We start from the raw sequence: 15,363 nt of genomic DNA, 5'->3' as shown, positions 1-15,363 counted from the left end.
CTCGGCGAACCATTCGATGAAGGAGGCGGCGTAGGCGATCTCGCCCTTGGCCTCGGCCAGCGGCTTGCCCTGCTCCAGGGTCATCAGCCGGCCCAGGTCATCCTGGTTCTCGATCATCAGCTCGTACCAGCGCCGCAGCTTGGCCGAACGCTCCTTGGCGGTCAGCGCACGCCAAGCCGGCAGCGCACGGTTGGCAGCGTCGATGGCACGCTTGGTCTCGGCGCGGCCGAGCTTGGGAATGGTGCCCAGGGTCTCGCCGGTGGCCGGGTTGTCCACGCTGACGGTGGCACCGCTGTCGGCGTCGATCCAGGCGCCGTCGACATAGGCTTGCTGGCGAAACAGGGAAGCGTCTTTGAGCTGCATTACGGTCTCCTTGATGGAAAGGGCCGGAAGCAAGGGCATGACACCCCTGCGCCTGCGATAGGGTCAGGCTTGGAAACGCTGGAGTCGCCACCGTTCAGTGCCCGCGAGAGGAACGTCCGAAGCGCCACAGGCGTTCGAAATATTGAACGCATCCTAGGAGAATCCTGAACCCCTGCGCAAGAGCAGTGGCGAGGTTTTCGCGTCGCCCTCCTCCTTGTTTATGCAGCCCCTGCCGCGCACCGCGAAACAGTCGTTCAAAATCAACAACATCGTGCATCCGGGCATGGACGGTCCGATGCAAGGTGAGTATGATGGCGACCGATTCAGCGTCATCGAATCGTTGCACTCGTAGCTCAGCTGGATAGAGTACTGCCCTCCGAAGGCAGGGGTCGTGGGTTCGAATCCCGCCGAGTGCGCCATCTTCCGTTCACCGTCGCGTGAACCTCAACAAAGCCCGCCATTGAGCGGGCTTTGTCGTTTCTGGCGGCCCCTTCCCGATATACCCATGCGTGACGCCTGCTCGCCTTTACCTGAAGAGGCCTTAGCGAAATGGAATTCGCCAGACCATTGGCCTGATTTATCTGATCATCACCATCGTCGTCAGCGTGATCCTGGGCTAAGCTCTGCCGAGTTGAACCCGTTGAAGCCAGCCGGCCGGATGCCGACACCCTGGTGATCACCTCGCAAGGAAGCCTGCATGAGATACCTCCTGACCAGCTCGGTCACCCTCTTTCTCGCCGCCCCGATCTTTACCGAAGACACCGCCCTCGCCCAGGCTGGCCACGCCATCCGGCCAGGGCTAGCGGCCGCGGCTCACTGTCTGCACGAATCGCTACTGGAAACCAGCGCCGCCAACAGAGGCCCGGTGGCGGACGGCGCCCGTCTGCAGCTGGCCGGGCTGGAGCGGCGCGACCAGATTGCCCATTAGGTCTGGATCGGCGACCGGTGCGCCTCAGTTTCTCTGCCTTGGAGCCTTTTCAAAGTCCCTTTCCAGAGCCCTTCCGTGAACGAAGCCGCTGCCACTGGCTCTCAAGGTTTCCACCACGGACTCCCGAGGAGACCCGCATGAAATCTCTGATTCCCCTGTTGCTGCTGCCCCTCGCCCTGGGCGCCTGTACCCGAGAGCCGGTTCGGCAGGACGACCTCGGCCTGCCGAGCTGCAATCTGGCAGAGCAGCGCGCCGTGCCGGGAGAACTGGGCGGATCGATCACGGATCCGCGGCAGGCGCATGTCTCGATGCGGGCCAATGTGCTGCTGGCGGATGTGAGCACGGCGCGCAAGGCGCGGCGGATCAGTCAGGAGCAGGCGACCGCCTTCAGCGAACGCATCGCCGCGGTGCGCAGCCAGACCGAGGCCTTCGTACAGCAGCAAGGCTTTCTCAGCGCGGCCGAGCGGGCCAGTTTCGATCGGGAATTCGACGGGATCGCCGCGCAGATCTGCCAGCCACGTACGGCGCAGTGATCCCTGCCTAGCCAGGACGGGTCGAAAGACCGCCGCTCGAACGGCTAGGATAGCGGGGCCGATCAGGCGGTAAGGACCCTTGCCGCCCTTCTCTTCCAGCCCAGGGGACGACCCCGGCGATCGGTGGGCCGCGTTCCGGGACGGCCCGGTTTCACAGGAGGCCGTCTTTGGCTTGGTTCTATCTGGTGTGCGCAGGGCTGCTCGAGGTGGTCTGGGCGTTCTACATGAAGCAGTCCGCGGGCTTTACCCGTCTCACACCGACGATCATCACCGGGGTCGCCATGGTGGCCAGCGTGGCGCTGCTGTCGATATCCATGCGCAGCCTGCCGCTGGGTACTGCCTATACCATCTGGACCGGCATCGGCGCGGTGGGCGCCTTCATGGTCGGTATCCTGGTGCTGGGCGAGGCGGCGAGTCCGCTGCGTATCCTGGCTGCGGCGCTGATCGTCAGCGGTCTGGTGCTGATGAAGCTGACATCGTCCTGAGCGCCCTCCTCTAGCGCTGAATCCTCGGGGGCGCCAGCCAGCTGAACAGCAGCCCGCCAAGCAGGCCACCCATGGCCATCGCCAGCAAACCCTCCAGGGTGCGGGTGGCGTAGATGAGCACCGGCATGGGCGCGAAGGCATCGATCAGGCGGATGGCGACGATCACGCTGACGCTACTGGCCAGCGGCAGCAGCCAGGTGCGATGAGCGCCGCTGCGGCGCCTGAACCAGAAGGCCACGGCAAAGGCTGGTAACCAAGCGGCGAGCACGATGGCGGCGTAGACGGGTCCGAAGCCGAGCAGGTCCTGCACGGAGGTCCGCCAGCGAGTGGCACTGTCTATCGGTTGCCCAAGCCCCTGGAGCGCAGCCAGGTTGTACTGGGTCTGCACCAGGCTGCCCCAGGCGGTGGCCAGCAGCAGGGCCGCGGCGAACGCCAGCAGGGTGCGCGGTTGCAACAGGCCGCGCCAGAGCGGTTGGGACATGACTGAAAGATCTCCTGGAGAGGTGCTGATGCTAGCGAAGGCAGGTGCGTGGAGTAGCTCTCAAGCGTTACCTAAAGCTTCCAGACGCTGGACCTGGCTGGCGCTGCTGCTGGGACTGCTGGCGAGTTCGATGACCCTGGCAGCACCGGCCTATCGCGTCGAGACGGTGGCGACCGGCCTCAAGAGACCGTGGTCGCTGGCCTTCCTGCCCGATGGCCGGGCGCTCCTGACCGAAGGTGCCGGGTGTTTGCGACTGCTGGTGCCAGACGGCACAGGCCGGTTCAGGCTACAGGCGGAGGCTATAACCGGATTACCGGAACTCTATACCGAGGGCCAGGCTGGGCTGTTCGAGGTGCTGCCGGATCCGGACTTCGCCCGCAACCAACTGATCTATCTCTCCTATGCGACAGGCACGCGGCAGGCCAATCATCTCCGGGTGGTGCGGGCGCGGCTGGACGGCGGACGCCTGCAGGACGTCCAGCCACTGTTCACCAGCCAGCCGGCCAAGGCTTACGGTCAGCACTTCGGGGCGCGGATGGCCCTGCTCGGCGACGGGACGCTGGCCATCGCCCTGGGCGACGGCAATGTCGAGCGCACCGACGCCCAGCGGCTGGATACCCATCTGGGCAAGATCGTGCGCATCACCCGCGACGGCCAGGTGCCGGCAAACAATCCCTTCGTCAAGCGACCCGGCGCCCTGCCGGAGATCTACAGCCTCGGCCATCGCAATCCCCAGGGTCTGGTCTGGGTGGCCGAGCGCCAGGCGCTGTACGAGCACGAGCATGGCTCCAAGGGCGGCGACGAACTCAATTTGATCCACAACGGTGCCAACTATGGCTGGCCGCTGACCACCGGCGGCGTGGACTACACCGGCGCGCGCATCACGCCCTTTCGCGAATTGCCGGGCATCACCCCACCGCTGCTGGAGTGGACGCCGTCGATCGCGCCCGCCGGAATGACTTGGTACGACGGCCAGGGCTTTCCCGCCTGGCGCGGCAGCCTGTTCGTGGCGGCACTGCGAGAGAAGTCGGTGCGGCGGATACCGCTGGTGAACGGCGTGCCCGGTGAGCAGGAGGTGCTGTTCCGGGAGTTGGACCAGCGTTTGAGAGATGTGCGCAGTGGGCCGGACGGCAATCTGTGGCTGCTGACCGATGGCGAGGACGGCCAGCTGTTGCGGGTGGTGCCGGGGTAGAAGGGGCCACTGCGGGAGACCCCGGTTGCCCTATCAGGCAGCGATGAAGGTGGTGTTGGCGCCCAGTATGGTCAGCTCGGGCATGGGGTTGTTATAGAGGTCGTAGACGAAGCCATCGGGCAGATAGAGGCTGTACTGATGCCCCTGCTCAAGGCTCTGGTCCAAGGTGATGTCCAGCATCTGGCGCGTGGGACGCAAGGAATGGGCGCTGGTAAAGCCGATCTGCTCGCCAGTGGTCACGTCCAGGAGATAGGCCTGTTCAAAAGTGGCCGGATTGATCTGGTAGTTGCCGGGGAAAAGCTCGTCGGCGTAGAGATCGCGTGGCCCCAGTTGCACACTGGAGTCGAACACGAAACCGATGCTTCTATCGAATCCAGGCTGATAGTAGCTGTGCTGATTGAGCTGCAGCAGACTAGGTGGCGTTATATCGGTGGGATAGACGGTCAGGTCCCGCGGGAAGGCAGTGATCGATACATTGCCGGCCTTGTCCGTGGTCTCGACCACCAGTGAGCCTTGCGGGTAATAACCCTCTCCTACGCTGAGGACCGGGCCATCAGGCTGTCCCTGCTGCCAGGTCTGACCACCATCACTGGAGTAGCGCCACTGATCAACTTGCTCAAGGCCAAAGGCATAGAACTTCAGCAGGTCGGCCATGGCCGGGCCCCGGGTGAACAGATAGAGACCGTCGCCATAGGTGTCGATGGTCCAGTTTGTCTCGTTCGCGACCGTATGGGCGTCACCGGCGTCCAGATAGCTGATCTGGACGCTCCCGGTCTCATAGTGACCATGAGCAAGCTGAATGGCGGAAGAGCCAGCTTCAGCAGGTGTCCAACTCGCTCCGCCATCCAGACTGTAATTCCACTCCTTTACGCCCTCCGGCAGGGTCACGTCCACCTGGCCGTTGCGGGTGATGCCGTCAGTGGCCGACACCCCGGTGTCCTCGTGCAGGGCAAGACCCGGTGTAAGCGGTTCCCATTGCGCGAGGCGCGTCTGGAACAGCTGCTGGTCGGCGCTCTGGCCATCCGGGCGAGTTAGATAGTCGATCATCTCGACAACGACCGCTGCCCTGGCGTCTTGCTGGGTACTGCCCAGGGTCTCCAGTCGGCCCAGCCAGAAGGCCTTGCCGTCGGCATCGGCGCTGCGTCCGAGCAGGTCGCCGTAGCAGCCGTCGATGAAGGCGCTGGCGCTCTCCTCGGCCGGTTGCGCTTGCAGGCGTTCGGCGCCATTGAGGAAAAGGCGGACCAGTTGCTCGCCCCCGAGTCCCGCGTCCATTTTATCGACCCAGAAACGGAAGCCTTCCGCGTCCGGGGCGCGGCCCAGCACGCCCCAGTAATAGGCGTTCACCCGCGCTGCGTTGTCCACGACCATGGTCTTTCCTCCTTGAAGCGGCCACCCACTGCGGCCGACCACTGGCTTATAGAAGGCGTCGCCACGTGGTGCAGACCTATGTCCGGATTACTGTGGCGTGTTCGACAGCCTTTCGACTAGAGCGATAAGCAAAGCAGCGCGGACATGCAGCACTCTGTCGAATCGACGAAAATGATGACGCTTCGTCAAATAAAGCACGACGATTCGACGCTCTGACGCTCACATCTGGCAGTGCCCCTTTTTAAGCTGGAGCCTCTAACCACGGAGGATCCCGCCATGAACGTCACCCTGCTCGGCGCCGGCCACATCGGCTACACCATTTCGCAATTGCTGCACGCCAGTGGCGACTACCGGGTGACGGTAGCGGATCGTGACGAGCGCGCCCTAGCGGCCATCGCGGCGCTGGGCGTGCAGACCCGCAGCCTGGACACGTCCGACGCCAGTGCCCTGGCCGCGGCCCTGGATGATCAGGACGTGGTACTCAACGCCCTGCCCTACCATCTGGCGATTCCCGTCGCCCAGGCGGCCAAGGCCACCAACACCCACTATTTCGACCTGACCGAAGACGTCAAGGCGACCAAGACCATCCGCCAACTAGCCGAGGGCGCGAGCAATGCCTTCATGCCCCAGTGCGGTCTGGCGCCTGGCTTCATCGGTATCGCCGCCCATTCCCTGGCCAAGCGCTTCGATAGCGTGCGCGAGGTGAAGATGCGCGTCGGTGCCCTGCCGGAATTTCCCACCAACGCCCTGAAGTACAACCTGACCTGGAGCGTCGACGGCCTGGTCAACGAGTACTGCCACCCTTGCGAAGCCGTGCGCAACGGCGAGCTGCAACTGGTGCAGCCGCTGGAAGGCCTGGAGCATTTTTCCCTGGATGGCGTGGAATACGAGGCCTTCAACACCTCGGGCGGCCTGGGTACCCTCTGCGAGACCCTGCAGGGCCAGGTGGAAACCCTGGACTACAAGACCGTGCGCTATCCGGGTCACCGCGACCTGATGAAGTTCCTGCTGGAAGACCTGCGCCTGGCCGGCGACCAGGAGCAGCTCAAGAACATCCTGCGCGGCGCCGTGCCGACCACCATGCAGGACGTGGTGCTGGTGTTCGTGACCGTCAGCGGTATGCGCGGCGGCAAGCTGGTGCAAGAGGTGTTCAGCCGCAAGATCTTTGCCGCCGAGCGCGACGGTCGCCTGACCAGCGCCATCCAGATCACCACCGCCGCCGGCATCTGCACCGCCCTGGACCTGTTCCGCGAAGGCAAGCTGCCGCAGCGCGGCTTCATTGCCCAGGAACAGGTGGACATGGACGCCTTCCTGGCCAACCGCTTCGGCAAGGCCTACCAGCCGGCCTGATCGGGAAGCTTAGCGGCCGATGTGGGGTCCATAACGGAACAGTTTCCGTTGGAGGACCCCTCGTCATGCTCAGCGTCGCCATCGTCGGTTGCGAACAGATCCACGCCCAGGACTACCTGGACACCAGCCTGGCCGATCCGCGCGTGCGGGTAGTGGCCGTGGCTAGCGAACGCGATCCTGCCCGCGCCCGGCGTCTCGCCGCGCCCCATGGTCTGCCGGTGCTGGACGATTTCGCCCAGTTGCCCGAGGTGGATCTGGCCTTCGTCACCACGGCCATCGAGGATCACGAAACAGCGGTAGCCGCGCTACTCCCCCGCGCCCGCCATCTGTTCGTGGAAAAGCCCCTGGCCGTCTCGGCTGCGCGCGCGAAGGCGCTGGCCGCGCAACTCGCCGGGCGCTCCTGCTTCAGCGGCTTCTATCTGCGTACCGACCCTGCCCTACAGCAATTGCGTCAGCTGGCTCGCGCTGGCGCCATCGGCACCCTTTCCCACCTGTCGCTCACGGCTGGCCACCCGGGTCTGCTGGAAGGCTGGCTAAGCGACTGGCCGGCGCATCTGGACGAGACGCGCATGGGCTATGGCGCCTTTGGCGACCTGGCCGTGCATTTGCTGGACTTCAGCGCCTGGCTGACCGGTGAATCCCTGACGGTCGAGTACTGCCGCCTGGAACGCGATGCGCGCTGGCCCCTGGATCATGGCGGCGAGGCGTTGCTCCGGGCCGGCGACCTGCCGATCCAGCTGCGGGCCAGCGCCACCCTGCGCGGTCCGCGATTGGCCATCCGGCTGGATGGCAGCACGGGCACCCTGGAGCTCACCGCTGGGCGTCTGCTGCTGCACGAGGCCAGTGGTGAGAGTCAGGTGCTGGCCGAGGCGATCGCACCAGGTGTTCCCCAGGGCGCCCAGGCGGTATTCGATCAGCTGCTCGGTCAACCGCGTCCAGAGCTGGCCAGCCTGGAGGATGCCCTCGCGGCCAACGGCCTGCTGGATCGCCTCTATGGACGCGACTAGAACGTCAGGCCAGGCCGTGTTGGCCACCGTTACCGAGAGACCGGAGGGGTTAAAGGTCAGTCTGATGGTGCCGATAGCGAGGCATCCGGCGCAGTTCGGCTGGCATCCCCGTCGCTGAAAGGAATTCCCAATGGTCTGGTTCAACAATCTGGCGCTGGCGAAAAAACTCGCCGTGGCCTTTGGTCTTTGTACGCTCATTACCCTAGGCATAGGCGCAGCGGGCATGAGTGGACTCAACAGCCTCAATGCGCTGCTGAGCACCTTGCTGAATGACAATCTGCGCTCCATCGTTCAACTCAACGATGCCAAGAGCAACGTGATCGGTCATAACCGCGACATCTTCCGCCTGATGTCCATGGCCTATGCCAATGCGCCCCAGGCCGAGCAGGATCGCATCATCGCGTCTCTGCGCTCCAACCAGGCCGATGCCGAAAAACCCTTCGCCGCCTATCGCGCCACGCCCTTGGAGCCTGATGAAAAGGCCGCGGGTGATGCCTACGAGGGTGATTGGAAAACCTATCTGGCCGGCATCGACGCCGTACTGGCCCGGCTGGCCGCCAAAGACGTAGCCGGTGCCAACCAGTTGCTCAACGAGCAGGTGCAACCCAGCTATCGCAAGACCATGGCTTCTTTCAAGATCATGGTGGAATCCAACAAGCGGCAGAGTGCCGAAGCCGGTGTTGAGGCGCAGACCACGTACGATAAGGCGTTCTGGACGCTCACCGGTGGTCTGCTGTTGGCCACACTCTGCGCCCTGGCGCTGGGCATCGTCATTACCCGCCTGATCGTGGCACCGATCCGCGAGGCCGTTTCCAGCGCCGAGCGTGTCGCCCAAGGCGATCTGACCCTGCCGATCCAGAGCAGCCGGCGTGACGAAGCGGGCCAGCTGCTGCAAGCCCTGGGCGGCATGCAGCGCAGCCTGAAGGACACCGTGCAGCAGATGGCCGGTGCCGCCAGCCAGCTCGCCGCGGCGGCCGAGGAACTGCATGCCGTGACCGAGGAGACCTCCCGGGGCCAGGTTCGCCAGCACGACGAGGTGCAGCAGGCCGCCACCGCCGTCAACCAGATGACCGCCGCCGTCGAAGAGGTAGCACGCAACGCCGCCTCCACCTCGACCGCCTCCCAGGACACCAGTCGCGAGGCCCAGCAGGGTCGCGAGCAGGTGCAGCAGGCGGCCCAGGCCATGGCGGTGATGACCAGCGAGATCACCGATTCCACCCAGAAGGTACAGACCCTGGAAGGCCAGGTGCGCGAGATCGGCAAGGTGCTGGAAGTGATTCGTGGCATCGCCGAGCAGACCAACCTGCTGGCGCTCAACGCCGCCATCGAAGCCGCCCGCGCCGGCGAGCAGGGTCGCGGTTTCGCCGTGGTGGCGGACGAGGTCCGCGCCCTGGCCCATCGCACCCAGGGCTCCACCGGGGAGATCGAGCGCATGATGAGCGCCGTGCGCGACAGCGCCGAAGAGGCAGTGAGCGCCATGCACAAGAGCCAGTCCCTGGCCGGCGATACCCAGGAGCGCGCCAACCGTGCCGGTGAAGCCCTGGACCGCATCACCAACGGGATCGCCAGCATCGAGGAGCGCAACCTGGTGATCGCCAGCGCCGCCGAAGAGCAGGCCCAGGTGGCTCGCGAAGTGGACCGCAATCTGGTCAACATCCAGGACCTGTCTACCCAGACCGCCACCGGTGCCCAGCAGACCGCGGCGTCCAGTCAGGAGCTGTCGCGCCTGGCGACGTCCTTCCAAGGTCTGGTCGCGCAATTCCGTTATTGATCGATCGTTCAGCAAACTTCCGACCAGTGGTCGACCCGCCCTCATCTCGGTGAGTGGCGGGCTTGCTGCGCTTCAGAGGGGCTGACGAGCCTTGCCCAGGTCGGCCCAGGGGAACATTGGGCGCCAGAGCCGTTCTGAGCTGAAATACCTGAATGGATGCTCCCATGCGCTTTACCTACGATGCCCGCCGAAGTTACCGCCTGATCGGCCTCGACGACGGGCGTCTGGCCGGGCAGTTGCTGCGTGGTCAGCTCTACATCATGGTCGCCGGCGACGGTAAGCAGCCGCAGTCGTACGCTCAGCTGGAGGACGATCAGCTGCGCACCGCCGAAGGTCGCCTGATCGGCTGTCGCGAAGCGGACATCCTCACCCTGCAGCGCACCGGTGTCGCCTTACGCCTGGAGCCGCTCGACGCCTGAAGCGTTTGGCAGTCCGGCGTGAGCGAGGCCACCACCAGACTCAGCTGGGTCCCGTGCTGAGAGCCAGCTCCAGACCGTGACAGCCATCCGGTCAGCAGGGCCACCTAGGCGGTCTTCGTGCAGCTGGGATTTCCGATACGCGAAAGGACCCTCCTTTCTCCACGCCCTTGGACGTTAGATCGCGCCGGAAGCGTATCGGGGTAAGGCCAAGTATCAAATCTGCCTGCATCGACACATCCTCTGCTGATCGCGGGAACCTCGTCGGGTCTTTGCCCCTCCATTTCCTTGAACGTCATCGAAAAGATGCCAAACGGGCGCCTTCTTGGCCCCTTCAGGAGATGTCATGTCCAGCGACAACCAATACAGCATGCAAAACCCCCTTACCCAGTATCCCCAGCCGGAATTTCCCAAGCAGCCTCAGGAAGCACCGGGCCTGGCGCAGGTGATGCAGCCGCGTCCCGACCATGGCGAGACCAGCTACAAGGGCTTCGGTCGTCTGGCTGGCCGCAAGGCGCTGATCACGGGTGCAGATTCGGGAATTGGCCGGGCGACTGCCATTGCCTATGCCCGTGAAGGGGCGGATCTGGTGCTCAACTACCTGCCCGAGGAAGAGGCTGACGCCCAGGAAGTGGTGAAGCTGGTGGAAGCCGAAGGGCGCAAGGTGGTCTGCGTGCCCGGTGACCTGAAGGACGAAGCCTTCTGTACCCAGCTGGTGAGCAAGGCCAAGGAGGCCCTCGGCGGTCTCGACATCCTGGTCAACGTGGCCGGCAAGCAGACTGCGGTGCAAGACATCGCCGAACTGACCACCGAGCAGTTCGATGCCACCTACAAGACCAACGTCTACGCCCTGTTCTGGCTGTGCAAGGCCGCGCTGCCGCACCTGCCGGCTGGCGCCGCCATCATCAACACCACCTCGATCCAGGCCACCCAGCCCTCGGAGTTCCTGCTGGACTACGCGTCCACCAAGGCGGCCATCACCAACTTCACCAAGGGCCTGGCCAAGCAGGTCGCCGCCAAGGGCATTCGTGTCAACGCCGTAGCGCCCGGCCCCTTCTGGACGCCGCTGCAGCCCAGCGGTGGCCAGCCCCAGGAGAAGATCCCCACCTTTGGTGGCGAGACGGTGTTCAAGCGTCCTGGCCAACCGGCGGAACTGGCACCCATCTATGTGCTGCTGGCCTCCCAGGAATCGAGCTATGTGACCGGTGAGGTCTATGGCGCTACCGGAGGCATGGGCTGACGGCCATGGCGGTCTTCGATCCAGTTCGCCAGGACGGCTACGCGCCCCTGGCGGGCTACGCTGCCCTTTCCGACGGTCGTTCGGTCGCCCTGGTGGCGCCGGACGGCTCGCTGGACTGGTGGTGCGTGCCCAACATGGACTCCGCCCCACTGTTCGACCGCCTGCTGGACGCCCCCGCTGGCGGTTTCTTCACGATCACCCCGGTTGCCGACTACCGCGTCGAGCGGGCCTATCGCCAGGACAGCAATGTGCTGGAAACCTGCTTCCATACCGCCGATGGCAGCGTGCGCCTGACCGAGTCGCTCAACAGCGGTTCGGCCGGCCGCCTGCCCTGGTGCGAATTGGGTCGCCGGGTCGAGGGCCTGTCCGGACGGGTCGAGCTGCGTATCGAACTGGTGCCCGGCACCCAGGGCCAGACCGTGTCGCCCTGGATGCGCAGCACGCCCAATGGCGAAGTCATGCACGTCGACGGCGTCATGGCGACCCTGCGTTATTGCGAGCGGCTGGAAATCCTCGAATGCGATGACCGCCGACTGGTGGCGCGGCTGGTATTGGAAGCGGGCCAGCGCAGTGTCCTGGCGCTGACCGCGACCGAAAACGAGCCTTTGGTAGTGCCTACGCTGGAGGAGGTTGACCAGCGTATCGACCGCAGCGACCAGGCCTGGCGTGAATGGGCCCAGGGTTTCGCCTACCAGGGCGAATTCCTCAGCGAGGTGAAGCGCTCGGCGCTGGCCCTCAAGCTGCTGCTCTACTCGCCCACGGGCGCCATCGTCGCCGCGGCTACCACCTCGCTGCCGGAGCGCATCGGCGGCGACAAGAATTACGAGTATCGCTATGCCTGGGTGCGCGATGCGGTCTTTACCATCAAGGCCTTCCTGCGCCTGGGTGCCCTCGGCGAGGCCCAGGCGGCCCTGGCCTGGATTCAGAACGTCATCCGCCGCCACGGCAATCGCCTGCACACTTGCTTCACGCTGGAAGGCGAACTGGCCCCCGAGGAACGCATCATCCCGGTTCCTGGCTATCGCGACTCCCAGCCAGTGCGCGTCGGCAATCGTGCCAGCGCCCAGTGTCAGCTAAGTCTCTATGGCGATCTGCTGGAGACCTTCCGTCTCTATGCGAGCAAGGGTCATGTGCTGGACTTCGCCACCGCCAGCTTGCTCACCGACCTGGCCAATCTCTGCGCCGATGGCTGGCGGCAACCGGACGCTGGCATGTGGGAGTTGCCCGAGGAGCGCCACTACACCCTGTCCAAGCTGGGCTGCTGGTTCGCCCTGGACCGCGCCGTGACCCTGGCCCGCGATGGCCATATCCCCGACGCCATGTGCGGTCGCTGGGCGCGCGAGCGTGACCGCATCCGCGACTGGGTCAACGAACACTGCTGGAGCGAACGCAAGCAGGCCTACACCTTCTATGCCGGTACCGAGCGGCTGGATGCCGGGCTGCTGCTGGGTATCCGCTTCGGTTTTGACGGCGGCGAACGTTCGGTCAGTACCCTGGCGGCCATCCGCCGCGAGTTGGCCCATGGACCTCTGGTCTATCGCTACAGCGGTGCCGAGCAGGAAGAAGGTGCTTTCCTGGCCTGTTCCTACTGGATGGTCGAGGCCTATGCCGTGCTGGGCGAGGTGGATCAGGCGCGTATCCTGATGCGTGAAGTCCTGGCTGCCAGTCTCAATGGTGTCGGCCTGATGACCGAGATGCGTGATCCCCGTGACGGCGCGGCCCTGGGCAACTTCCCCCAGGGCCTGAGTCATTTGGCCATGGTGCATGCGGCGCTGATCCTGGAAGCACCGGAGCCCGAGGCATGACGACCCTGGACTTCGATCGACCGGTGGAGGACGTCGCTCGGCAACTGATCGGTGCGACGCTCAGGGTCGAAGGCGTGGGCGGCCTCATCGTCGAGACCGAGGCCTATGACGGCGAAGATCCGGCCTCACACAGCTTTTCCGGTCCCACGCCGCGCAACAAGGCCATGTTCGGTCCGTCTGGGCATGCCTATGTCTATCGCTCCTATGGCATCCATTGGTGCTTCAATCTGGTCTGCCGCGAAACGGGCCACGGTGCCGGCGTCCTGATCCGCGCACTGGAGCCCTTGTGGGGCTTGGAGACCATGCGCGAGCGGCGTGGTGGGCTAGCCGACCGTCTGCTCTGCGCCGGTCCCGGTCGTCTCTGCCAGGCGCTGGGCATCGATGGCAGCCACGATGGCTTGCCGCTGGACGCACCGCCCTTCCAACTGGAGTCAGCTACCGCAGACGTGGTGGTAGTCGAAGGCCCCCGCATTGGCATCACCCGTGCCCGCGAAGTGCCCTGGCGTTTCGGCCTGGCCGGCTCACGCTACCTGAGTCGTGGTTTCGCCACGGCAGCATCGGTACGAAACAACGGCTAGGCTCAAGACAACGGCCACTGCTGTGTTGCTCGCCTGGAGGCCTGATGCGCCCTCGCTACCTGCTGCTTGCCCTGCTACTGCCGTCCCTTACCCAGGCCAGCCTGCGCTGTGGGCAGAACCTCGTCGAAGAAGGCGACAGCGTCGAGCAGGTCCTGGCCGCCTGCGGGGCCCCGGCCGAGCGCAAGGTCAATCCCCCTGCCCTGCGCAACAACCAGGTACCCAAATTCAATGCAGCCGAGACCCAATTCTGGACCTATGGCCCGGAGAACGGCGCCTCGCGTCACCTCAGGTTCATCGATGGCAAGCTGGTAGAGATCAGGGTCGAGCGGTAGTGGACGGGAGCTTCCCTCACCCCAACCCTCTCCCAGAGGGAGAGGGGCAGAGCGGCTCAGGCGTAGGTTGGGTTGAGCGCAGCGAAGCCCAACAGCCTTTTACTTTTACGGCTGGCAAAAAAGAACCGCCCGAGGGCGGTTCAAGCGGAGCACGACCTAGGGCCGTGGTTAGAACTTGGCTTCCAGGTCCAGCTGCAGGGTCTTCACGTCAGCATCGTTGCGGAAGCGGCTGGCGGTGTCGGACTCGGCGAGGAAGTAGGTCAGGCCAACGCCGAAGTTCTTGTCGATCTCGTAGCCGAGCTTGAGCTTGTGCCCACGCGCACCGGTCGAGCCATTGCCGAAGTCGGAGTCGGTGAAGGCGCCCACCACGGCGTTGCGCTGGACATCGCGGTAGTTGTATTCCAGCCCGACCCGCTGCATCAGCTTGGTTTTGGCGCCCACCAGCCAGGCGGTGTCCTCGCCGTCGTCGGCCTTGTCGTTGACCACGTACTGGCCATAGAAGGACAGCGGCACCCACAGCTTGGTCAGGTCCAGCTGGGCGAAGCCCTCGTAGAGCTGGAAGCGGTCGGTGGTGTTGCCATTCACCGCCAGGGCGCAGGGCGCCGTAACCGAACCGGTGGTCGGGCAGGCGCTGTCCTGCTCCTTGTCGTAGGCATAGACACTGCCGCCCACCATCAGCTTGGCGGCATCGCCCAGGTTGAAGCGGCTACCCAGCTGGCCGGCGTAGAGGCGCAGGTCATGCTTGAATTCATAGCCTTCGCCGTCGACGTTGTCCTTGAGCACATAATAGCCTGTGCTGCCGAACAGCTCGGCGCCCCCTCCCAGGTCGTACTTGTAGGTGCCGGCCAGGCCTTCGGGGTTGATGTCGGCGTCCCAGATGACGTCGCCGGTGCTGACCCACTGCTGGCCCATCTTGCCGCCCACCAGGTGCAGATTCGGCACTGCCGTGGGGTGGTAGTCGATATAGGCCTGATCCAGCCAGAGCTGCTTCTTGTTGAAGTAGTTGTTCAGGTCCTGGTTGGTGGAGCGGGCGTCGTCGCCACCGCCGGTGGCGATGCGGATGCCAGTGTTCACCTGCGGATTGATCTCGCTGTAGGCACCCAGCCGCGCGCGGATACGCTGGCGGTCACGGTCGCGGCCGTTGTCCGGCTCGCCGCTGATGTCGATGCTCTCGTGGCGCACCCGCACGTCGCCCTTGATCTGGGTCTTGGCGGCCCAGGCCAGCTTCTTCTCGAAGTCGGAGGTCTTCTGCTGCTGGGCAACCTGGGCGGCACGCGCCTGCTGCTCCTGCTGCAGGTCGCCGCGCAATTCGCTGTATTGGGCCGAGGTGATGGAGCCATTGGCCTTGAGCATGTCGAGCAGCTTCTCATCGACAGCGGCACTCGCGGCGGCCGAGCAGGTAGCCAGGAGCACGCCCGAGAACAGCGCCGTGAATCGATAAGGGTTAACAGACATCGGCAGATCTCCTTTCAAGACAATCCAGGCGGTAGTGGCTGGCGGTGCAGCCCGTCACA

The 15,363-nt window shown here is 64.8% G+C and carries 16 protein-coding genes and 1 tRNA gene; 13 read left to right on the top strand and 4 right to left on the bottom strand.

What is annotated here, in order from left to right; genetic code table 11:
• Positions 1-363, bottom strand: a 363-nt coding sequence (locus ACUCV0_RS20205; protein WP_482213506.1) for an aldehyde dehydrogenase family protein, incomplete at its 3' end; no start/stop codon positions are given.
• Between the two features lie 342 nt (positions 364-705).
• On the opposite strand from ACUCV0_RS20205, the gene ACUCV0_RS20200 reads away from it, so the two are divergent.
• The 4 genes from ACUCV0_RS20200 to sugE all read left to right on the top strand — a co-directional run bounded on the left by ACUCV0_RS20200 (position 706) and on the right by sugE (position 2,309).
• Positions 706-782, top strand: a tRNA-Arg gene (locus ACUCV0_RS20200).
• A gap of 278 nt (positions 783-1,060) precedes the next feature.
• Positions 1,061-1,291: a hypothetical protein gene (locus tag ACUCV0_RS20195; protein WP_271652978.1), complete on the top strand. Its 231-nt coding sequence runs from the start codon at positions 1,061-1,063 to the stop codon at positions 1,289-1,291.
• Positions 1,292-1,428: 137 nt separating this feature from the next.
• Positions 1,429-1,824, top strand: a complete 396-nt coding sequence (locus ACUCV0_RS20190) for a hypothetical protein (protein ID WP_482213505.1) — start codon at positions 1,429-1,431, stop codon at positions 1,822-1,824.
• A gap of 167 nt (positions 1,825-1,991) precedes the next feature.
• Complete coding sequence (gene sugE, locus ACUCV0_RS20185) at positions 1,992-2,309, top strand: quaternary ammonium compound efflux SMR transporter SugE (RefSeq protein ID WP_059316140.1); 318 nt, start codon at positions 1,992-1,994, stop codon at positions 2,307-2,309.
• Positions 2,310-2,319: 10 nt separating this feature from the next.
• Here sugE and ACUCV0_RS20180 read toward each other — a convergent pair whose 3' ends face one another.
• Positions 2,320-2,790, bottom strand: a complete 471-nt coding sequence (locus ACUCV0_RS20180; protein WP_482213504.1) for a hypothetical protein — start codon at positions 2,788-2,790, stop codon at positions 2,320-2,322.
• Positions 2,791-2,920: 130 nt separating this feature from the next.
• Here ACUCV0_RS20180 and ACUCV0_RS20175 point away from each other — a divergent pair, with 130 nt between their 5' ends.
• Positions 2,921-3,982, top strand: a complete 1,062-nt coding sequence (locus tag ACUCV0_RS20175; RefSeq protein ID WP_482213503.1) for a PQQ-dependent sugar dehydrogenase — start codon at positions 2,921-2,923, stop codon at positions 3,980-3,982.
• A gap of 33 nt (positions 3,983-4,015) precedes the next feature.
• Here the strand turns inward: ACUCV0_RS20175 and ACUCV0_RS20170 are convergent, their stop codons facing one another.
• Entirely contained in the window at positions 4,016-5,350 is a 1,335-nt protein-coding gene (locus ACUCV0_RS20170) for a hypothetical protein (protein ID WP_482213502.1), read from the bottom strand.
• A 276-nt stretch (positions 5,351-5,626) separates the two neighbouring features.
• Here ACUCV0_RS20170 and ACUCV0_RS20165 point away from each other — a divergent pair, with 276 nt between their 5' ends.
• From ACUCV0_RS20165 to ACUCV0_RS20130, 8 genes are all read left to right on the top strand, one after another.
• Positions 5,627-6,700 carry a saccharopine dehydrogenase family protein gene (locus tag ACUCV0_RS20165; RefSeq protein WP_482213501.1) on the top strand — a complete coding sequence of 358 codons (1,074 nt, stop codon included), beginning with the start codon at positions 5,627-5,629 and terminating at the stop codon, positions 6,698-6,700.
• A gap of 65 nt (positions 6,701-6,765) precedes the next feature.
• Complete coding sequence (locus ACUCV0_RS20160) at positions 6,766-7,707, top strand: Gfo/Idh/MocA family protein (RefSeq protein WP_482213500.1); 942 nt, start codon at positions 6,766-6,768, stop codon at positions 7,705-7,707.
• A 130-nt stretch (positions 7,708-7,837) separates the two neighbouring features.
• Entirely contained in the window at positions 7,838-9,478 is a 1,641-nt protein-coding gene (locus ACUCV0_RS20155; RefSeq protein WP_313648536.1) for a methyl-accepting chemotaxis protein, read from the top strand.
• A gap of 164 nt (positions 9,479-9,642) precedes the next feature.
• Positions 9,643-9,897: a hypothetical protein gene (locus ACUCV0_RS20150; protein ID WP_064308103.1), complete on the top strand. Its 255-nt coding sequence runs from the start codon at positions 9,643-9,645 to the stop codon at positions 9,895-9,897.
• Positions 9,898-10,240: 343 nt separating this feature from the next.
• Positions 10,241-11,134 carry an SDR family oxidoreductase gene (locus ACUCV0_RS20145; protein ID WP_313648537.1) on the top strand — a complete coding sequence of 298 codons (894 nt, stop codon included), beginning with the start codon at positions 10,241-10,243 and terminating at the stop codon, positions 11,132-11,134.
• 5 nt (positions 11,135-11,139) lie between these two features.
• Positions 11,140-12,939 carry a glycoside hydrolase family 15 protein gene (locus ACUCV0_RS20140; protein ID WP_482213499.1) on the top strand — a complete coding sequence of 600 codons (1,800 nt, stop codon included), beginning with the start codon at positions 11,140-11,142 and terminating at the stop codon, positions 12,937-12,939.
• Positions 12,936-13,517 carry a DNA-3-methyladenine glycosylase gene (locus ACUCV0_RS20135; RefSeq protein WP_482213498.1) on the top strand — a complete coding sequence of 194 codons (582 nt, stop codon included), beginning with the start codon at positions 12,936-12,938 and terminating at the stop codon, positions 13,515-13,517. Before ACUCV0_RS20140 ends, ACUCV0_RS20135 begins: the two co-directional genes overlap by 4 nt.
• A 44-nt stretch (positions 13,518-13,561) precedes the next feature.
• Positions 13,562-13,849: a DUF2845 domain-containing protein gene (locus tag ACUCV0_RS20130; RefSeq protein ID WP_271652988.1), complete on the top strand. Its 288-nt coding sequence runs from the start codon at positions 13,562-13,564 to the stop codon at positions 13,847-13,849.
• Between the two features lie 168 nt (positions 13,850-14,017).
• Here the strand turns inward: ACUCV0_RS20130 and ACUCV0_RS20125 are convergent, their stop codons facing one another.
• Positions 14,018-15,304, bottom strand: coding sequence for a putative porin (locus tag ACUCV0_RS20125; protein ID WP_454253684.1), 1,287 nt, complete (start codon positions 15,302-15,304; stop codon positions 14,018-14,020).
• Between the last annotated feature and the right edge of the window lie 59 nt (positions 15,305-15,363).

Source organism: Pseudomonas sp. VMV1 (assembly GCF_056790235.1).
This window is presented reverse-complemented; position numbering and strand designations above follow the sequence as displayed.

What these genes read in the sequence shown, in the direction of transcription:
- ACUCV0_RS20195 (WP_271652978.1), top strand. Translation starts at nt 1,061, where the DNA reads ATGAGATACCTCCTGACCAGCTCGGTCACCCTCTTTCTCGCCGCCCCG.
- ACUCV0_RS20190 (WP_482213505.1), top strand. Translation starts at nt 1,429, where the DNA reads ATGAAATCTCTGATTCCCCTGTTGCTGCTGCCCCTCGCCCTGGGCGCC.
- ACUCV0_RS20180 (WP_482213504.1), bottom strand. Translation starts at nt 2,790, where the DNA reads ATGTCCCAACCGCTCTGGCGCGGCCTGTTGCAACCGCGCACCCTGCTG.
- ACUCV0_RS20175 (WP_482213503.1), top strand. Translation starts at nt 2,921, where the DNA reads ATGACCCTGGCAGCACCGGCCTATCGCGTCGAGACGGTGGCGACCGGC.
- ACUCV0_RS20170 (WP_482213502.1), bottom strand. Translation starts at nt 5,350, where the DNA reads ATGGTCGTGGACAACGCAGCGCGGGTGAACGCCTATTACTGGGGCGTG.
- ACUCV0_RS20165 (WP_482213501.1), top strand. Translation starts at nt 5,627, where the DNA reads ATGAACGTCACCCTGCTCGGCGCCGGCCACATCGGCTACACCATTTCG.
- ACUCV0_RS20160 (WP_482213500.1), top strand. Translation starts at nt 6,766, where the DNA reads ATGCTCAGCGTCGCCATCGTCGGTTGCGAACAGATCCACGCCCAGGAC.
- ACUCV0_RS20155 (WP_313648536.1), top strand. Translation starts at nt 7,838, where the DNA reads ATGGTCTGGTTCAACAATCTGGCGCTGGCGAAAAAACTCGCCGTGGCC.
- ACUCV0_RS20150 (WP_064308103.1), top strand. Translation starts at nt 9,643, where the DNA reads ATGCGCTTTACCTACGATGCCCGCCGAAGTTACCGCCTGATCGGCCTC.
- ACUCV0_RS20145 (WP_313648537.1), top strand. Translation starts at nt 10,241, where the DNA reads ATGTCCAGCGACAACCAATACAGCATGCAAAACCCCCTTACCCAGTAT.
- ACUCV0_RS20140 (WP_482213499.1), top strand. Translation starts at nt 11,140, where the DNA reads ATGGCGGTCTTCGATCCAGTTCGCCAGGACGGCTACGCGCCCCTGGCG.
- ACUCV0_RS20135 (WP_482213498.1), top strand. Translation starts at nt 12,936, where the DNA reads ATGACGACCCTGGACTTCGATCGACCGGTGGAGGACGTCGCTCGGCAA.
- ACUCV0_RS20130 (WP_271652988.1), top strand. Translation starts at nt 13,562, where the DNA reads ATGCGCCCTCGCTACCTGCTGCTTGCCCTGCTACTGCCGTCCCTTACC.
- ACUCV0_RS20125 (WP_454253684.1), bottom strand. Translation starts at nt 15,304, where the DNA reads ATGTCTGTTAACCCTTATCGATTCACGGCGCTGTTCTCGGGCGTGCTC.